Consider the following 17,466-nt stretch of genomic DNA (forward strand, 5'->3'; position numbering starts at 1 on the left):
CGGGAGAGTAATGGTCTTATATCTAGTCCCCAGCGAGCCGGGAAAGTGGAAGCCGGTACAGATTAGAACCATGAAGCGCACCCGTGAGATGGACTTCTGAACCTTGTAGTAGGAAGCCCCGGCCGAGGACCGTTAACCTGTAAGGTGGCTGAACCGTAAGGCTCAGCAACGAGAGTGGTACCGCGAGCGCACAAGCCTCGTCTCTTAGGAGATGAAGGCTTTTTTTGTCGTTATTTTATTCAGGAGGTTGTTATTCATGCCAATGCTAAGTGAGCTAATCCAAGAGAGCTTGAAACAGTCTGTTCACAAAATCGTGCTAACCCTGGGCGTGCCCGCCATCGCTGAAGTAAATGTTGCCCTGGAGCAGCCGGCGAGTGCCGACCACGGGGATTATTCAAGCAATATCGCCATGCAGCTGGCCCGCCCCTTGCGCAAAGCTCCACTGGCTATCGCCGGACTGATCGTCGCCGAGCTCGAAGCTTCGGGCTCTGTTCACGGACTGGTGCTGAGAACCGAGGTTGCCGGTCCGGGGTTCATTAATATGTATCTGGATTGGCAGGCCTGGGCACGGGCGAAGGGGAATTTCACGCTGCCTCAGCATGCAGGAGGGTCGAAGGTGATTGTCGAGCATACGTCCGTCAATCCCAATAAAAGTATGCATATCGGTCACCTGAGAAACTCCTGTATCGGGGACGCGCTGGTGAGGGTACTGCGGGCAACCGGCCATACCGTTGAGGTACACAACTATGTGGATGATCTCGGCAATCAGCTGGCAGATACCGTAGCCGGTCTGCTGAATGTTCCGCTGGCGGGAGAACATGTCCGGTTCGGGGATTACTGCTGGGACATCTATGCCGAGATCAACAAAACGTACGCGCAGCAGCCGGAGATGGTGCAGAAGCGGACCGGGATTCTTCACGCGCTGGAAGAGGGCCATGGCAACACCGCCTGGATTGGCACCCTCGTCGCCGGTCAGATCGTGAAAGAGCATGTGGAGGAGATGCGGGGCTTCGGCATTGACTACGATCTGCTGGTGTGGGAGAGCAGCATTCTGAAGGAGGGCTTCTGGGCCTCGGCATTCGAGCTTTTGTCGCAGACGGAGATCTTCGTGCAGGAGACGGAAGGCAAGCTGGCAGGCTGCTGGATTCTGAAGCAACCCGCTGAAGACGCTACACCAGACACCCTGGAGGAGCATCAGAAGGATAAGGTGCTGGTGCGCTCGAACGGAATTCTGACCTATACTGCCAAGGACATCGCCTATCATCTGTGGAAGTTCGGACTGCTGGAGAAGGATTTCAGCTACAGCGAATTTCAGAGCGGACTGTGGACGACCGGCTTGAGCGGACAGGCTCTGCCTTTTGGACGGGCGGACCAGGTTGTGAACGTCATCGATTACCGGCAGGAATATCCGCAGCAGATGGTCAAGCAGGCGCTTAAGGCACTGGGATTCGGTGCGCAGGCAGACGCGCTGCATCATGTCAGCTATGGGGTGGTCTCGCTGAGTCCCGCTTCTGCGGCCGGGCTGGGCATTGATACCTCCAGCGGCAAAAGCTCCTACGCCATGTCCGGGCGCCAGGGAATCGGCATTAAGGTAACCGAGCTGGTCCGGCTCATGGAAGACATGATTGAATCCACCCGTTCGGACAAAAACGGCCTGTCCAGCCGCCTCATCGCCACCGCTGCCATCCGTTACTACCTGCTGCGCTTCAATCTGGGCACCGAGATTGTGTTCGACTTCAAGCAGGCAATGGAAATCTCCGGCAACACCGGCGTCTACCTGATGTACGCCTACGCCCGGGCGCAGCGCGTGCTTAGTAAGGCCGCTGCGGCGGGTGGCGGGAGCGGCGTTGGCAAGTCCGGCGTTAGCGAGTTCGGCGCTAGCGAGTTCGGCGCTGGCAAGTCCGGCGTTGGCGAGTCTGGCGTTGGCGAGTCCGGCGCTGGCGAGTTCGGCGCTAGCGACTCTGGCGTTGGCGAGTCCGGCGTTGGCGAGTTCGGCGCTAGCGACTCTGGCGTTGGCGAGTCCGGCGTTGGCGAGTTCGGCGCTAGCGAGTCTGGCGTTGGCGAGTCCGGCGTTGGCGGGGTGCCGCTATTCCCGGCGCATCTCGAAGCGGCTGAGCTTGCCCTGTTGAGACAGCTCAGCTTATGGCAGGACACACTCTATACAGCAAGCCGGGAGCTTACGCCGAATACGATTTGTAACTATGCCTATTCCCTGGCCTCGTTGTTCAGTAACTTCTACTCGGCTTGCCCGATTCTCAAGGGCGGGGAAGTCAGTATTGCCTTCCGCCTGTGGCTGACCCAGAGCTTCACCGATACACTGGGCGAAGCGCTCGACGTACTCGGTCTGCCTAAGCCGGAGCGGATGTAGACGCGCTGAGTCTACATCCGTTTAAGAACAGAACATACCTGCTCTATGGGATGAATGAGCAGGAACCTATGCGGGTCCGTGTAGCTTGCGTGGGCTGCTCCCCTTTCTCCATCTGCCCACTTCTGAGACATTCTACTTAATGAGGTGCACTAATGCACCTCATTTTCACATTTCGCCCGCTTCCGGTAAATTCAAGTGCACTTTTACACCACATTTTCTCATTTTGGCCGCTTCTGCTAAATTCAGGTGTACTTATGCACCTCATTTGCTCATTTAGCTCTATTCTGCTAAATTCAGGTGCACTTGTGCTCCTCATTTGTTCATCTCGCTTACTTCTGGTAAATTCAGGTGTACTTATACACTACATTTGCTCATTTTGCTCACATCTGGTGAATTCAGGTGTACTTATGCACCTCATTTGCTCATTTGGGCCGCTTCTGTTAAATTCAGATGTACTTATACACCTCATTCGCTCATTTGGGCCGCATTCAGTAAATTTAGAGTCAATTGGTCCTTTCTAAATTGAGCGTACTAAGATCGCTCCTTTGGAATGGATGGTTTTTGAGCTTTTTTGGATTGTTATGTATTTTGCACCCCGCTTAAACAGCGGAGCGGACGGAACGATTGTGTAAAAGCGATAGCGGTCGCCTTTGTGTCCGGATTTTCACCTCTAAGGGGAATACATAAAATCTGGACACAACAGCGATTGGAACAACGGTCCGTTCGCGGAGCGTCCACCCAAGTGCCCACGTTGATCCTACTCAAAATAAAATGAGGGTTCTCATCCCCCGGACGACAAAACAGCCCTCCCGAAGGAAGGCTGTTTCTTGACGTCCCGGAAGGGATTCGAACCCCCGACCGTGCGCTTAGAAGGCGCATGCTCTATCCAACTGAGCTACCGGGACATGTAGGACAACGTTGTATCACTTGAAGCTTTTGTAGAGATATGTATTAACGCAACGTTATTTATTATACCTGATTCACCAGAATTAGCAAGACCAAACTCTTCCAGTTAAGAAGCTTCCCGCAACCGCCGTCACGGAAAGCCTCCTGCTCTATAGTTAAGCCTGGACATGACCTGCGGAAGATGTGGGCTCAGGGAAGCTGCCTGAAGTGCTCGCCCAGTTGACGCTTCAGATCGCCGAAGATCAGCAGCTCGCGCTGGAACTTGGAGCGTTCATCCTCCGGGGTCATCACCGTACTGCCGGTGAAGCCGCTGACCGTAACGTCCTGGAAGGCATCATGCAGATTATTGTCGAACCAGTCGGTGGCCGTATCCGCATCATTCGTCAGAATCCGGACAATTTCATAGCCCTCCTCGCGCTGATCCTCAACAATATACACCAGCAGTGCGGAATCGCCCACAGCTCCCGGCAATACGCCAACCTCTGCGCAAGGCGCACCGTCGTAGTCAGTCATTCTGCGGATTTTGGCGTCTTTAATGTAATACACTTGTCATCATCCCTCCTGGCAAATTTCCCTCTCCCCTAGTGTTCGGATAAGGACATACATTTTATCCCTTCAATCGGCATATATCTGTATTACTTGGCAAAAAAGAAAGGACAGACAACAATCGCACAAAAGAGAGGATGAATCAGACATGTGCGGAATAACCGGATTTGTCCAGTGGCGCGGTGATCTTACCGGGCACTCGCAGCTGCTCGTCAGAATGACCGAAACGTTAGCCAACCGCGGACCGGATGCAGCCGGAACCTGGATTTCAGGGCCTATTGCCTTCGGACACCGCCGACTCAGCGTCATCGATCCCGAGAACGGTGCACAGCCGATGATTGCCCGCCATGAGGATAAGTTATACGCTATAGTATATAACGGCGAGCTATATAATGCCCCTGAGCTGAAAAAAGAGCTGAAGCAGCGCGGGCATCATTTTCTCACGGAATGCGATACCGAGGTTCTGCTGCATGCCTACATCGAATGGGGGCCGGATTGCACAGAGAAGCTCAATGGCATCTTCGCCTTCGCCGTCTGGGACAGCTTGCGCGATCAGGTGTTCCTGGCCCGCGACCGTCTGGGCGTGAAGCCGCTGTTCTACAGCCAAGTGGAGGACGTCTTCGTCTTCGGGTCCGAGCCCAAGGCGCTGCTGCAGCATCCCCTGGTCCAGCCGAAGGTCGGGCCGGAGGGTCTGGCCGAGATATTCATCATCGGTCCGGCACGGACTCCGGGACAAGGGGTATACAAAGATATATTCGAGCTTCGCCCGGGTCATGCCATGATTTACAGCCGCAGCGGAATCCGCAGCTATGCTTACTGGAAGCTGGAGAGCGTCCAGCATGCCGATAACGTGGATGAGACGGCAGCACGGGTGCGTGAATTGCTTCAGGATACGCTGGAGCGCCAGCTGGTCTCCGATGTTCCGGTCTGTTCGCTGCTCTCCGGCGGACTCGATTCCAGCGCCCTGACTGCGCTTGCCGTGGATTATTACAAGCGGACCGGCCAGGGCCGGGTCGACACCTTCTCGGTCGATTATGTAGACAACGACAAGCATTTCAAAAGCCATTCCTTCCAGCCCGGAGCCGACGGTCCCTGGATTCAGCGGATGGTCGACGAGTTGGACACGAATCATCACTTTATCGCTTTTGACACACCGGAGCTGGTAGCGGCTCTCGATAATGCCCTGTACTCCCGCGATTTGCCGGGGATGACCGACGTGGATTCCTCACTCTATTTGTTCTGCCAGGAGATCAAAAAGAAGGCCACAGTAGCCATCTCAGGCGAAGCAGCAGACGAAATCTTCGGCGGCTATCCCTGGTTCCACCGTGAAGAGATGTTATCTTCCGGCACCTTCCCCTGGTCAGTGGCCCCCAATATGCGTGCCGGATTATTATCGCCGGAAATCCGGGAGTGGATACGTCCGCTGGAATATTTAGGAGACCGGTACAGCGATGCGGTGGCTGAGGTGCCGAAGCTTGACGGCGAGACCGGCAAACAGGCACAGATGCGGGTGATGTCCTATCTCAACATAACCCGCTTCATGCCGACCCTGCTGGACCGTAAGGACCGGATGAGCATGGGCGTGGGGCTGGAGGTACGCGTTCCGTATTGTGACCACCGGCTGGTGCAATATGTTTTTAACATTCCATGGGAGATTAAGATGGTAGGCAACCGGGAGAAAGGCATCCTGCGCAAGGCGCTGGAGGGCGTACTGCCGGACGATGTGCTCTACCGCAAAAAAAGCCCGTACCCCAAAACGCATAACCCTGCCTATCTGAACAAGGTGCGCTCACAGGTACTAAGCATTCTGGACGATCCTTCCTCCCCCATTCTCCCGCTCCTTGATCCGGCCAAAATCCGTGAAATCGCCGCATCGCCAGAGTCCTCCACCAATCTGCCATGGTTCGGCCAGCTGATGTCCGGCCCGCAATTATTCGCTTATCTGGCCCAGGTCAACCTGTGGCTGAAGACATACAATGTGTCGATCGGCTGATGCCGCGTCAAGCCAAAAACAGCGGCTCTCATCAAAGAGAGTCGCTGTTTTTATTTTTAGCAAGCCGGTCCGCCTCATTTCTCAGCGCAAATCATGAACATCGGTGTGGACCGGTACAAGACCTGCTGTCTCTCATCCAACACCTTACCGTTAAGCTTCTCTTCCGTATATACAGCGGAGAAGCCCAGCTCTGTGAGTACCCGTACATCCCACTCCGGCCGCCACTCTCTGGTCAGCGGTAAGGCCAGGCTCAGACGGTCAGTCTCTTCGATGTTCTTATGATGCGGAAGCTCACCATAGCCCCTGTCGATATAGGCCTGCTGATCCTCTGCGTGCTTCCGCGCCATCTCTTCATCCCATAGATGACGATTCCAGTTGGCATCGAAGACCAGCAGCCGTCCCCCGGGCTTGAGTACTCTTCCCCACTCCTTGTAAGCTGACTGCGGATCGGTAAGACTCCAAGTGACATTGCGGCACACGATTAGATCAAAGCTCTCTGCAGCAAAATCCAGCTTATGCGAGTCCATCTTGCGGAAAGTAACATTCACCCCTTCCCGGCTGGAGTGCAGACGCGCCTCTTCCAGCATATTGTCTGTACAATCAATGGCCGTAACCAAATGCCCGACACTTGAAAGAATGACTGAGAAGAAGCCGGGACCACAGCCAATATCCAGAACATGCAGGCTCTCCTTCTGCGGAGCATGATCAAGGATAAGCTTCAGCCAGGCCTCCCGCTGGAAACCGTTCAGTTCCTTCTGGATGCCTTCACTGTACAGCTCTGCTTCGCCTTCCCAATACTGTTCTACCTCTTGTTGTATACTCATTATCATTCGCTCCTTCTTGGCAAGTACTGTATCTTATCATTTACTGTCTACATCCAGCTGGTTCCAAAAGACAGGGGTGAACGTGGTGTACCCCGGCTTAAATCCGGTCACTCTATGATTTACAGCCAATATGTCATCAGGGAAATACACAGCTGCAAACATTGCTTCCTTATACATGCTTAAAAATATGGAATCATAAGCACTCTGACGTTCCTGAAGATCCATGGCTCCGACTGCGGCATCAATCTGTGCTTCCAGCTCAGCATCAGACCATACCACAGCAGGGGCTTCAGCTGACCGGTGGAACAGGGACAACAGGAATGAATGAGGGTTATAGGCATCATCATAGGTCCGGTACAGGATAAGATCGTAGGCTTTGCTTGTCCATAAAGCATCATAATAGGCATTCGGCTCCAGCACCTGAAGATTAACCGCAATCCCAATCTCCTTAAGCTCCGATTGAATCAGCTCACTGATGGTCTTCCATTCAGGATATTCCGCCTGCTGAAGTACGAAATTGAATTCAAGCGGGTTTCCGTCCTTCTCGGCAATCCCATCTCCGTCCGCATCCTTATAGCCGGCAGCTGCCAGCAGTTGCTTCGCTTCCCCGGGATCGAAGCCGTACCATGTGTTATTGGACTCTGTGACATAGGGAACGGTCAACGGGAATAGGCCCTTTGCCTCCTGTCCAATACCGTTCATGAGATCGTTCACAATGCTTTTTTTGTTCATTGCCAAATTAATTGCTTTGCGGACATTCAGGTCTTGCAGAGCAGATGTATTATAGTTAAAAATCATGAAATGCGAGCTTGTTCCTGGTGATTTTTGCAGAGTTAGTGAGGAATCTGCTTCGATCACGGGTACACTTTCGACTGGGATTTTCCCCATTTGTCCCCCGGCAATATCTACATCCCCGCTTTGCAGCGCCAGTACTCTGGACTGTGGATCAGGAATGACCTTCATAATAATTTTGGACAGCTTCGGCATGTCTCCCCAATAATTAGGATTGCTGACCAGTACGGCTTCCTGATCCGTCTTATAGCTCTCTGCCATCCAGGGACCGGTTCCAATCGCCCGGACGAATGTACCGTTAATATCACCTGCCGGCTCCACTGCGGTGGGGCTGATAATCCGTACAGGTCTTGCAAAGGATAGCTCGGTCAAAAAAGGATAATAGGCTTTGTTGAATGTCATAGTAATAGTATGCTTGTTTACGACCTCAAGAGATTCCATGGCGGTAGCTACATTCAGCGAATTGGCCGGATCTTTAACCCAGCGTTCGAAGGAGAACTTGACTGCATCCGCATTAAATTCCGTACCGTCCGAGAATTTGACACCCCGACGAAGGTGGAAGGTATAGACCTTCCCATCCTCAGAGATGTCCCATGACTCCGCAAGCGAAGGCAGGATTTCCCCCTTCTCGCCGTACTCCACTAATCCGTCATATATCATCGCATGTACATTCATCGAACCCTCATAGGCCCCGGCATCCAGCCGGTCAAGACCGGTATCAGCCGCTATGGCAACAGTAATCACCTTGTCCCCGGATTCAGAGGTTTGTACTGTTCCATTGCCTGCAGCAGAATTGGAATGAGTTGATGAATTGCTTCTGTTATCCGAACTACTGCAACCTGACATTCCTATAATTAGCACAAGAAGCAGGATGAATAGTGACGTTGTTAATACACTTTTTGACTTTGAGCTGGCTCTCATTCTCTGTACTCCTTTTCTCTATCTTTTCTCCTTAAGCGGGGGTCTTGCACAGGTATCGAGGAGAGTAATTTTCTTGTATACGGGTGGTCTGCCTGCTGCATGATATGCGCACCTGATTGCTTCTCCACAATTCCCCCTTGATACATAACCGCCACACTGTCGCAAAAACGGTTTACTACCGACAAGTCATGTGTAATGAACACGTAGGATAATCCCAGCTCACGCTTCAACTCCTGCAACAGATCCATCATCTGCTTGCGCAGGGTGACATCGAGACTGGAGAACGGTTCATCACAGATCATCAGCTCCGGGCGCAGTGCAATCGCTCTGGCAATTCCGACCCTTTGCTGCTGGCCGCCGCTGAGTTCATGCGGATAGCTATGAATGTGCTTCTGCTCAAGTCCAACAAGCTCAAGCGTGTCAGCTACCAGAATTCTCCGCGCGCCGGTTTTCCTCTCCCCGTAGTTCCGCAGAGGCTCTCCGATAATTTGCTCTACTGTGAACAGTGGATTAAAGGAAGCCAGACTGTTCTGGAACACCATCTGCATCCTGCTGCGGATCTTACGCATCTCGCTGAAGCTCCAGTCTGTATAATCCGCACTTCGGTACAGCACTCTTCCGGAGGAGGGTTTCTCCAGTCCCAGCAAGAGTCTGGCTAAGGTACTCTTCCCGCAGCCGCTTTCACCCACCAGTCCCAGGGTTTCTCCGCTCTCCAGACTGAAGGACAGATTCTTCACAGCATGCACACTCCTGATATCAGATGTGAACCACCCCCTTTTCATTCCATACTTCTTATTCAGGCTTACCGCCTCCAGCAGCTTCATGGATCACCACCTCCCCCGTAGAACATATAATTCTATAGTTGTTATCTGCAATCCATTAAGTATCTAGTGTAGGAATGCATTGGACGTGCAAAGATGTCAAAGACATTGCCCGATTCCACAATCCTTCCGGATTTCATCACATATACATAATCCGCAAGCTCGGCGACAACACCGAGATCATGCGTTATTAATAGGATGCCCATATTATTCGCCCATCTGATCCGGTCCAGCTCCGTAAGAATCTGTGCTTGGATGGTTACATCCAGAGCCGTTGTAGGTTCATCTGCAATAAGTAAGCTTGCCCCGGAAGCCAGCGCGATAGCGATCATGACCCGTTGGCACATCCCGCCGCTAATTTGAAAAGGATATTTATTGAATAGCTGCGCCGGATCATTAAGGCCCGCTTGCTGCATTTGCAGCATAGCCAGCTGCTTGGCTTCTTGTCCAGTGACTTGCCGGTGCATGGTAATCGTCTCCATGATCTGCCTTCCAACCGGAAGCACCGGATTCAGCGCGTTCATGGGATCTTGAAAAATAACCGCCATTTCTGTTTCCCGGAGCTTCCTTAGCTGGCGGGTAGAGCACTCCCGGAGGTTGTGGCCGCGAAGCCAGATCTCTCCGCTGTCAATGCAGCCTGGAGGATCTACCAATCCGAGAATAGACATCGCCGTAACACTTTTCCCGCTGCCGCTCTCGCCAACCAGAGCAACAATCTGCCCGGACCTCACTTCGAGACTGACATCCTCTACAGCCCTGACTTGCTGACTTCCGGTATGGAAGCTGGTCGATAAGTGACTAACCTTCAGCAGGGTGGATTCACTGTTCATTTACCGGACGCTCACCTCCCGGGTATCGTAATCACGCGCTGAGCGGCGCAAGCCTTCCCCCAACAGATTGAAGCCCAGCACCGCCAGCAGGATGGCCATTCCCGGGAAGAGCATGAGCCGCGGCTCAGTCTGAATATAGGCCCGGCTGTCGTTCAGCATCATCCCCCATTCCGGTGTAGGCGGCTGGGCTCCCAGACCAAGGAAGGACAAGCCCGCAATCGAGAGCATAATTGTACCTGTCTCCATAGAAGCCAGAACCAGAATGGGACGCGCCGCAACCGGCAGGATATGCGTGAGCACAATTTGCAAATGGGAAGTACCCGACGCTGTGGCGGCTGCGATATAGCCGCCTTCCTTGATCTGAAGCACCAGGCTGCGGATCACTCTGGCATATCCCGTCCACCAGACGGCTGCAAAGGCGATTAACAGATTCTTCATACTGGCGCCCAACATGGCTGTAATTGCGAGCGATAGAATTAAGCTGGGAAAAGCAAGTAAGATGTCGATGATCCGCATAATCAATTGATCAATCTTGCCGCCAGCGTAACCAGCCAGTAAACCAACGGGGATGCTGATGGCAAAAACTACAGTCAAAACGGCAAATGAATAGTAAAGCGTGGTTCTTGTCCCATAGATTAAACGGGATAGCATACAGCGCCCCAGATGATCCGTACCCAGCGGGTAGTCCCAGGAAGGCATGCTCAGCTTATGCTCCATGTGAATCTGCAGCGGGTCAGAGGGGGAGAGCCAGGGGGCAAAGAGTCCCGCTCCAATGAACAAAAGGATAATCCCTGCCCCCAGCTTCGCTCCGTTATTCTTAAATAAGCTACTTCGAAACATAATACCTTACTCCTTTTACAGCGTCACCGCAGCCTGATTCGCGGGTCCAGCATCAGATGCAGTGCATCTACTGCCAGGTTAATCAGAACAACGACGACAGCCATCCATAATACATAACCCTGAATGACAATATAGTCTTTTGCAAAAATCGCCTCAATCACATACTTTCCGATCCCCGGCCAGGAAAATATAGTCTCTACGACCACAGAACCGCCGAGAAGCCCTGCTATGTTAACCCCAAGTAAGGTAAGACTCGGAAGAAGTGCATTACGAAGCGCATGTCTGGTGATGACTCTCCATTCCTGCAGCCCCTTTGCCCTCGCCGCCTTGATGTAGAGCGTACCCAGAACCTCCAGCAGACTGGAACGAATCAAACGGATGTACACCCCCGCCATGCCGAACCCAAGTGTAAATGCAGGTAGAATGACACTGGAGACCCCATCCATTCCTGTTACAGGTAATAGCTTCAGCTTCACTGAACCATAATAAATCAGGAGCAGACCCAGCCAGTAGCCTGGCATGGATACGCTAAACAGAGCACATACTCTTCCCAGGCGGTCAAACCATTTCCCCGGATACAGTGCAGAGCCTACACCCATAGGCAGAGCTATAAGAATAGCAGCCAATAAGGAACAGCCGCTCAACAGCGCAGTAGCCGGGAAACGATTCATCAGCTCTGTGAATACCGGGCGATTGCTGCTGTAGGATATGCCCAAATCGAGGTGGAGCACACGGTACAACCAATGAACATACTGCATATATACAGGTCCATCCAGACCCAGTGCATGTCTGGTCGCCTCAATGGCTTCATATGTAGGCTTAATACCGTCAGCACGCAGCATAATCTCTGCAGGATCACCTGGGGTCAGGTGCATCAGCGCAAAGGTTATGACTGAGATGCCTAGCAGCACAGGAATGAGCTGCAATAAGCGTTGCAACAAAGTTCGTATAATGGCATTCAACTCCACTTATTTAATCGTAATAATTACGATTATAACATAAAAAATTTAAATGAATAGTCCTAAAAAAATGCCACACTGCCGCCAAATGAAAAAAAGCAGCCCCCTTGAGGAGGCCGCTCTTTGCATCTACAGCTCATAATGCTCTAACTGTAGCTTAGAAATTGAAATTATCCGGGTCCGGGCCGAAGCGGTGGTTCTGGTTGAGATCCTCGATGGCTTTAACATCCTCATCGCTGAGTGTGAAGTCGAAGAAGCCGGCGTTCTCGATGATCCGCTCCTGATGGACCGACTTCGGAATGGTAATGACACCCTGCTGGAGATCCCAGCGCAGAACAATCTGTGCTACCGTCTTGCCGTAACGCTCTGCCAATTCCTTCAGCAGCGGCAGGTCCAGATTACCCTGCATGAGCGGACTCCAGGCTTCCAGCTGGATATCATGTTCCCGTGCATACTTCAGCAATTCACGCTGGGTCAGCAGCGGATGGAATTCCACCTGGTCCACCACCGGCACCACGCCGCTGTCCTCGATGATATCCTCCAGATGATGCGGCTGGAAGTTGCTCACCCCGATGGATTTGACCAGCCCTTCCTTTTGCAGATGGATCAGCGCTTTCCAGGTTTCTTTATATTTGCCGGCCACCGGCCAGTGGATCAGATACAAATCTACCTGCTCCAGACCCAGCTTCTTGCGGCTGACTTCAAAGGCCTTCAGTGTCGATTCATATCCCTGATCCGGGTTGCGGACCTTGGTGGTAATAAACAGCTCTTCCCGGGGGACTCCGCATTCACGGATGGCCTGCCCCACACCCTCTTCATTGTTATAGCCGGCAGCCGTATCAATACTGCGATACCCCGTCTCCACCGCAGACTTCACCGCACGGATAACCTCCTCGCCATCCTTGGTCTGCCATACGCCAAGACCCAGCCACGGCATAGTTACTCCATCGTTCAAGGTAGGCCCGCCTGTAAATGGTGCGTTCATTTCACTCATATGGATACCCTCCAAGCCTAATTTGAATTCAACAAGCTTCCTTAACCGTATTACCGCTCTCATAATCATCCAATTGCGAAATCCGTTCCCGTTATAGCGAATAGGTTGCCAAATCGTGAAGATTGTATGCCTCTTATGTACAAAAATGGAGTACAGCCCCTTCCCGGCCGTACTCCATTACAAACCTGCTTATTTCTTGTCAATCAGCTTGAAATCGTCAAAATGGAACTCCGGCGATACGATGCAGGAGACGAGTGCCGGTTCTTCACCCAGCGGGCGGGCGGCCTGCCATACGCCTGGAGGAATCACTACCTGCGGCTGCTGGCCCGCAGCGATATCCAGACCCAGGATAACCTCCGTTACGTTCTCCGGCTCTGCGCCATTGCCTCCCAGATTAAGCACGATCGGGCTGCCGGAATGATACAGCCAGATTTCGGAGGACAGCACAGTGTGCCAATCCGAACTCTCGTCAGCATGAAGCAGGAAATAAATCGATGAAGCTGAAGCACGCGGGCCCGAATAAGCCTCGCCCAGCGTGTCCCGGGGAATCTCAAACGGAGAATTCCAAAGTCTCTTGTACCATCCGCCTTCCACGTGGGGCTGCAGCCCCAGGGTTTCTACGAGCGGGGAAATTTCTTTTTGCGTCACGGTATCTTCTCCTTCAAGTTCTGCACAGCGGCAAAACAGTCTTCATAAGCAAAGGCTTAAGAGGTACAAGAGTACCTGCTAAGCCTCGGCCTGATTGTGCTATTAACTGTAACGGAATCTTCAGCAATTGTAAATTGTCTTACGCTTATTTGCCTTCTTTGCTGGCCTTGAATACTTCGGCGATCGCTCCCAGGCTGCCCAGTGTCTCCACCGCACTGGTCGGCAGGAATATTTTGTTCGCAGGTCCCTTAGAGATGTCAGTCAAGGCTTCAAAGGATTGATAAGCCAGCACTCTTTCATCCAGTCCTGCGCTGGCAATCATGGCAATCCGGGCTTTCTCCGCCATCGCGACTGCTTCAATCGCCTTGGCCTGGCCGAGGGCTTCCAGCTCCTGCGCCTGACCGAGACCTTCCGCCTGACGGATGCGGGCTTCCTTATCGCCTTCCGCCTTCAGGATCTTACTCTGCTTATCCCCTTCAGCACGAAGGATCATATCCTGCTTGGCGGCTTCCGCCTCCAGAACAATCGCGCGCTTGCTGCGTTCTGCCTTCATCTGTTTGTCCATGGCTTCCTGAATATCGAGCGGCGGCTTGATGTCGATAACTTCGACACGCTCAATGCGCACGCCCCACTTCTCTGTCGCTTCATCCAGCGCGAGACGGATGTCGGAGGAGATTTTCTCACGGCCGGACAAGGTCTCATCCAGCTCCAGCTTACCAATAATCTGACGCATGGTGGCTGTGGAGATATTCCGTACCCCGTACACATAATCGGAGATTCCGTACGTTGCTTCTTCCGGACCTACCACCTGATAGAAGATAATCGTATCGATCTGCACCTGCACGTTATCCTTCGTGATTACCGTCTGCGGCGGTACATTCGCCTGTTGAATCCGCAGGTCATGGTAGACCCGCACCTGATCAATTACCGGAATGAGAATATTCAGACCTGGTGTGAGCAGACGGTGGAATTTACCCAGACGCTCTACAACTCCAACTCTTTGCTGCGGGACAATCTTGATCGTCATTGCGATAAATACTACGACAACAACAATAATAATTCCGATAATTATCAATTCCATTAGTACATATCCCCCCATCGTTCTACTTCAATAATGGTAGTGCTTCTTCTTACTACAATTACCTGCTGACCCTTACCCAGTGCCACTGTTGAGGTTGCACTCCATGTATCGCCGCCAATCTTGACCTGCCCGTAACGGCCAGGCTCAATCGGTTCGGTCACCAGACCCTGTCTGCCGATAATCTCGGTACCCGTATCCTTGAAGCCCCGCGCATTGCGCAGCCGCTCAGACAAAGGCTTGGTGAAGAACGTCAGGACCAGGGCTAACAGCGAACCTGCTACGACCTGCAGCAGCCATGCATCCGGCAGCACAAGCGCAACCAGTCCGGCAGCCAAGGCTCCCAGGCTAAGCCATAACAAATAGAATGTAAACGTAAACATCTCTACAACAAACAAGACGCCAGCGGCAATTAACCACAATACCCACATACTCATTGGTGAACCCACCACCTTCCGCTATATACTACTATAACGAAATAATCGGCATCACGTTTCACAAATTTTTAGAGGCCGGGACAGCCGCCTGTCTGTTCATTATATTTCAGCCTGTGGAAGCTTATGAACCTTAAGCGGGATACAGGACGGCTAAATTGTATTTAAACATAAATATATCCAATCGAAGCGAAAATAACTCATGAACCGGAATTTCCGTACCCGGGAGCTCGCGGCAGATGAAGCAAGTGTCTGCTCACGCTTTCTATTAGCAAACAGAATCGTACGCAGCAGCACAACCTGTTCAGAAAAACACAAAAACGGTGCCAGCTTAAAGCCGGCACCGTTCCTTCTTCTATACTTAGGCATATTCATGCCTTATGGCTGGATTTCCGCGCTGCCCGCTCCGCCTTTAGTTCAGCTTCCAGAGCGCAGGAGTGACATTCGGTTCCCAGCCGGCAAGTGAGGTATGCGCCTGCAGGCAGGTGTAGGATTGGCCGCTGTACGTTACGGTACTGCCGACACTATAAGCGGTGCCCGCTTTCCAGGCAGCAGCGCCTGGGGTAGCCGAAGGGACTGGCGTCACTACAGGCGTAGACGTTGGCGCTACTGTTGGCGTAGCCGAAGGGCTTACTGTCGGGAGTGGCGTAGCTGTCGGCTGCGGAGTAGCGTTACCGCAGGTTCCGGTCACCCGCCATACCCCGGAGGTACCGCTGAGGTCCGGCCGTTCTCCTTGTGTCCACCACTGGGCTTGGTACAGCAGCCCGCCATAGGAGACTTGCTGGCCCTGTGTGTAGACAGCGGTGGAACTCCAGGCTGCCGTAGAGCATTGCCCCGGCGTAGCCGTTGGCGTCACGGTTGCGGTCGGCGTAGCCGTTGGCTTTACCGTTGCCGTTGGCGTCACGGTCGCGGTCGGCGTAGCCGATGGCTTCACCGTTGCTGTCGGCGTCACTGTCGCGGTCGGCACCGGCGTAGGCGTTGGTGTCACCACTCCGCCACCCAGCTCTGCGCTGAGCTTGGTCTGCAGCGTCTTGTTGCGGTCTCCGCTGGTCTCCCAGAACATCGCACCGGCCAGGCCCTTGGATTTCAGGTAACTGGCTTTGTAGCCGATGGATTCAGCATCATCATAGCTGATGAAGGTCTGGTTGGACGGGTTGTAGAGATAAGGGACCTTGGAGGTGTTGTTCCAGTAACGGGTATAACCATTCTTATTAATGTAATTGGCTTCCAGATCACTGAAATCGTAGTTGCCCTTCTCCCAGGTTCCGGTGGAAGAGATCCCGGCGGATACCTGATATTGCCCGTTCCCCGCAGCAGGAGCCCCGCCCCAGCCCCGGCCGTAGAACGGCATGCCGAGCACCAGCTTATTCGCCGGTACGCCTGCACTCAGATAGCTGGTCACCGCCTTATCGATATTATAGTTCGCCGGCTCGGTCAATCCTGACGAAGCGGCTGCCGGGTCATAATACAGCGGCGCATTGTGGCCGGTAGTAGGGTTCCAGCTGCCGTTAAAGTCATAAGTCATAATGTTGATCCAGTCCACCACGGAGGCGATTCCGCTGAGATTGTTATTCTGGATGTAAGTGGGGCCTGCACCGGAGGCAATGGTCAGGAGATACGTTTTGCCGTCGGCAGCTCCGGCGGCATTCAGCTTCTCACGGATCTTCTGGAGCAGCAGGATGTAGTTCTGCTTATCCTCGGGGCGGTAGCTGTTGCCCGCAAGTCCGCCGCTGACCGGGTATTCCCAGTCCAGATCGACGCCGTCCATCTTGTATTTACGGATGAAATCCACGGAGGAATTGGCGAATACCTCGCGGGTTGCCGCAGTTGCAGCCACATCCGAGAAGCGGTTGGACCAGGTCCAGCCTCCGACAGAGATCATTGTCTTCAGGTTCGGATTCTTCTCCTTCAGCTTCCAGAGCTGCTTCAGATTCCCCTTGATCGGGTCATCCCATTTGTCATCGCCGAAGCTTTTCTGGGCATCGATCCAGGGATCGCCCAGCACTACTGTACCGTTGGGGACGCTGATCGCCTGTCCCTGCTCGTTCTGGCAGGACCAGGTGACCGGATTCGGTCCGGTCGGATCGGGATTGCCGTGTATGCCGTTCCAGCAGATGTCGGCAAAGGCATAGTTGATGACATTCATTTTGCCGGGATCGATATCGGTGACATTATAAGCCCGCCCGTAGGCGGCCCATGAAGCATAGTAGCCGACAATCTTGTAGTTACCGGCTGCATGAACAGTCCTGCTATTTGCACCAAAGGCCGAAAAAAGAGTAAGGAAAAGGACTGCCGCCAAGCCAAGCACAAAGGATTTGCTTTTGATAAAGGCCATTTCGTGATTACCTCCCCGTTTCAATGCGTAACCTGTAAGCCTGCTTCATGGACATACATGCGCCTCTGCCATCAAGGATATTAAGTGACCGTTCTTCCCTTGCCGCGAATGAGAAAGCTCAACGTTCACCTCCCGGACCCGATTGACCTTGACCTTCACCCTGTGAAACTATTAAAT

At 53.0% G+C, this 17,466-nt stretch carries 14 protein-coding genes, 1 tRNA gene and 1 other annotated feature (1 of these 16 only partly in view); of the genes, 2 read left to right on the forward strand and 13 right to left on the reverse strand.

Translation table 11 applies throughout. The features are described from left to right. Positions 1–208: a binding site (T-box leader), on the forward strand (it extends 14 nt beyond the left edge of the window). A gap of 54 nt (positions 209–262) precedes the next feature. Further along, a complete protein-coding gene (locus MKX51_RS24555; protein ID WP_340995699.1) occupies positions 263–2,368 on the forward strand; it encodes an arginine--tRNA ligase in 2,106 nt (701 codons plus the stop codon). 831 nt (positions 2,369–3,199) lie between these two features. Here the strand turns inward: MKX51_RS24555 and MKX51_RS24560 are convergent. Next, positions 3,200–3,273, reverse strand: a tRNA-Arg gene (locus tag MKX51_RS24560). A 190-nt stretch (positions 3,274–3,463) separates the two neighbouring features. After that, on the reverse strand, positions 3,464–3,820 hold the full coding sequence (locus MKX51_RS24565; protein ID WP_340938526.1) for a hypothetical protein: 357 nt from the start codon (positions 3,818–3,820) through the stop codon (positions 3,464–3,466). 148 nt (positions 3,821–3,968) lie between these two features. Here MKX51_RS24565 and asnB point away from each other — a divergent pair, with 148 nt between their 5' ends. Beyond that, a complete protein-coding gene (gene asnB, locus MKX51_RS24570) occupies positions 3,969–5,813 on the forward strand; it encodes an asparagine synthase (glutamine-hydrolyzing) (protein WP_340938524.1) in 1,845 nt (614 codons plus the stop codon). Positions 5,814–5,887: 74 nt separating this feature from the next. On the opposite strand, the gene MKX51_RS24575 is transcribed toward asnB, so the two are convergent. The 11 genes from MKX51_RS24575 to MKX51_RS24625 form a co-directional block, all read right to left on the reverse strand. Beyond that, complete coding sequence (locus MKX51_RS24575) at positions 5,888–6,637, reverse strand: class I SAM-dependent methyltransferase (RefSeq protein WP_340994206.1); 750 nt, start codon at positions 6,635–6,637, stop codon at positions 5,888–5,890. Between the two features lie 36 nt (positions 6,638–6,673). Then, positions 6,674–8,173 (reverse strand): nickel ABC transporter substrate-binding protein, encoded by a 1,500-nt coding sequence (locus MKX51_RS24580; protein WP_340994207.1) that lies wholly within the window; start codon positions 8,171–8,173, stop codon positions 6,674–6,676. A 173-nt stretch (positions 8,174–8,346) separates the two neighbouring features. Next, the gene (locus tag MKX51_RS24585; protein WP_340994208.1) at positions 8,347–9,174 is read right to left on the reverse strand and encodes an ATP-binding cassette domain-containing protein; all 828 of its coding nucleotides are present in this window, start codon (positions 9,172–9,174) and stop codon (positions 8,347–8,349) included. A gap of 41 nt (positions 9,175–9,215) precedes the next feature. Then, positions 9,216–10,001, reverse strand: a complete 786-nt coding sequence (locus MKX51_RS24590) for an ABC transporter ATP-binding protein (RefSeq protein ID WP_340994209.1) — start codon at positions 9,999–10,001, stop codon at positions 9,216–9,218. Then, on the reverse strand, positions 10,002–10,841 hold the full coding sequence (gene nikC / locus MKX51_RS24595) for a nickel transporter permease (protein ID WP_340994210.1): 840 nt from the start codon (positions 10,839–10,841) through the stop codon (positions 10,002–10,004). A 23-nt stretch (positions 10,842–10,864) separates the two neighbouring features. After that, the gene (nikB, locus tag MKX51_RS24600; protein ID WP_340994211.1) at positions 10,865–11,809 is read right to left on the reverse strand and encodes a nickel ABC transporter permease; all 945 of its coding nucleotides are present in this window, start codon (positions 11,807–11,809) and stop codon (positions 10,865–10,867) included. Positions 11,810–11,957: 148 nt separating this feature from the next. Then, on the reverse strand, positions 11,958–12,794 hold the full coding sequence (locus MKX51_RS24605; RefSeq protein ID WP_340994212.1) for an aldo/keto reductase: 837 nt from the start codon (positions 12,792–12,794) through the stop codon (positions 11,958–11,960). A 189-nt stretch (positions 12,795–12,983) separates the two neighbouring features. Next, on the reverse strand, positions 12,984–13,442 hold the full coding sequence (locus tag MKX51_RS24610; RefSeq protein ID WP_340994213.1) for a cupin domain-containing protein: 459 nt from the start codon (positions 13,440–13,442) through the stop codon (positions 12,984–12,986). Positions 13,443–13,587: 145 nt separating this feature from the next. After that, a complete protein-coding gene (locus tag MKX51_RS24615; protein ID WP_083685599.1) occupies positions 13,588–14,523 on the reverse strand; it encodes an SPFH domain-containing protein in 936 nt (311 codons plus the stop codon). After that, on the reverse strand, positions 14,523–14,957 hold the full coding sequence (locus MKX51_RS24620; RefSeq protein WP_076083137.1) for an NfeD family protein: 435 nt from the start codon (positions 14,955–14,957) through the stop codon (positions 14,523–14,525). The genes MKX51_RS24615 and MKX51_RS24620 overlap by 1 nt, the downstream gene beginning before the upstream one ends. Before the next feature lie 409 nt (positions 14,958–15,366). Then, positions 15,367–17,289: a glycosyl hydrolase family 18 protein gene (locus tag MKX51_RS24625; protein ID WP_340994214.1), complete on the reverse strand. Its 1,923-nt coding sequence runs from the start codon at positions 17,287–17,289 to the stop codon at positions 15,367–15,369. Between the last annotated feature and the right edge of the window lie 177 nt (positions 17,290–17,466).

The organism is Paenibacillus sp. FSL M7-0420, from assembly GCF_038002345.1.
Lineage (GTDB): Bacteria > Bacillota > Bacilli > Paenibacillales > Paenibacillaceae > Paenibacillus_AQ.